Consider the following 1,797-nt stretch of genomic DNA (forward strand, 5'->3'; position numbering starts at 1 on the left):
GGGGCTGGGCAAAAACTAGCTCAAAAAACAAGCACAAGCGACATCTCATCCTTAATCGTTGAGGATAAGGCTTCTCACTTGTGCTTGTCTTCTTTTTAGCAGTCTTTCCCACCAGTAATTTGGCCAATTTGGTTAAATTCATGCTCATGAAGAGGAAACCTAACTCTGTTTGGACAGCTTGCTCGCCCCTAACATGAACCCGGCGTACGCCAAAAATACCCTTCATCCGACCAAAAACAGTTTCAACATCTGTCTTGCGTTTGGCATAAATGCGGGCGCCTTCGTCACTATTCAGTTCTTCTTTGATTTTAGCTTTGAAGTAAGTCCAAGTGGGGTTATAATGAATCTGCTTTTGGCTTCCTTTATCAGTCTTAGCTAAAGCTTCCAGCTCAGGTGTGGCTTGTATTCTATCCGCCTCATAGATTTTAAAATCGCGTTCAAACCCATACTTATCTTTGCGTCGGGAATAATGCTTAAAGGAATAAACAAGACCATTTGGTTTCTGCCACTGGTCCGTCTCCTCAACGTAAGTCCAGTTGATAGGAGACTCAGGGTTGTTCTTGTACTGGCGAGTCTGTTCTTTTTGATACATCCCGTAAGGAATAAGAGGTGTCTTTTCAAGTTCGTCATAAAGATAAACGTAGTTTTCCTCACTCCCATAACCAGCATCCGCAACGATGTATTGGAACAAATCCAAGGTTTGGAGGGATTGTAAAAAAGGTTTCAAGGTTCTGGTATCTGTTGGATTAGGAAAGATGTCATAGGCAAGCACATATTGGCCATTAGTGGCAGCCTGAACATTATAGCCAGGTTTCAGCTGGCCATTCTTCATGGGATCCTCTTTCATCCGCATGAAGGTAGCGTCAGTATCCGTTTTAGAAAAGGAATTACGCCCATTGAAGAGGACCTTATCCTTTTCATATTTTTGTTTGCGAACTAGAAAATCTTCCTTGAGTTTTCGACGTAGTTTTTTTAGACGACGTCGTTTTTGTTTGTTAGCAGAACCACCTTTGATTACTTTTGGCTCCTGAGCAATGGCCTTTTCGACCTCATCTAAGACAGCTTCTGTTTCTTGTAAGAGTTGTGTTAACCCTTCACTGGTTTCAAGTTCTTCTTTAGACAGACTAACATCAACCTTTTCTTGAATCAGTTGGTCGTAAAGCTCCGCAATTTTTCCATTTAGAGCAGCGTCATACTTGTCAACAGCTTTCTTCCAAGTAAAGGAATACTTATTGGCATCAGCCTCAACTTTTGTGCCGTCAATAAAGAGAGCATCATCAGAAATCATCCCATTGTCGCGCATGAGGAGGGTGAAATAGATGAAAGCTGATTTAATGAGATTGTTAGCGTGCTTACTAGATCGAAAATTATTGATGGTTTTATAACTAACATAGGTGTCTTGACTTAACCATTTCATGGGAATCACTTCCTCGTTCATTTGGGCAATTTTACGCCCAGAAAAGCCCTGTCTGGCATAGGCAAATAAGGTCATTTTCAGTAACATAGCTGGGTGAAAGGCAGGACGACCTGTTGAAGAAGTCTCCTCAAGCAAGACGTGTTGAGGAATGGTATCTACAAAGAGGCTGATTAATTTTGCTTCGTGAGTTTCTGGTAACTCGAAAGCAAGATTTAGTTCCAAGCTCATTTGATTTGTGTTATACTGTTGATACATCTAAAAACCCCTTCTGTTGTTTTGTCGTTATTACAATTATAGAGGATTTTAGAACAAAAGACGAGCAACTCCGTAAGGAAATGCTCGTCTTTTTTGGCTATCAGGACTAGTTTTTGCCCAGCCCC

The 1,797-nt window shown here is 41.2% G+C and carries 1 protein-coding gene; it reads right to left on the reverse strand.

From position 1 onward, the window contains the following. Positions 1-1,672 (reverse strand): IS1182 family transposase (locus tag A3GU_RS09585; RefSeq protein WP_018366508.1); only part of this gene is annotated, 1,672 nt, incomplete at its 3' end. Between the last annotated feature and the right edge of the window lie 125 nt (positions 1,673-1,797).

It is taken from the genome of Streptococcus didelphis DSM 15616 (assembly GCF_000380005.1).
In the GTDB taxonomy this organism is placed as follows: Bacteria; Bacillota; Bacilli; order Lactobacillales; family Streptococcaceae; genus Streptococcus; species Streptococcus didelphis.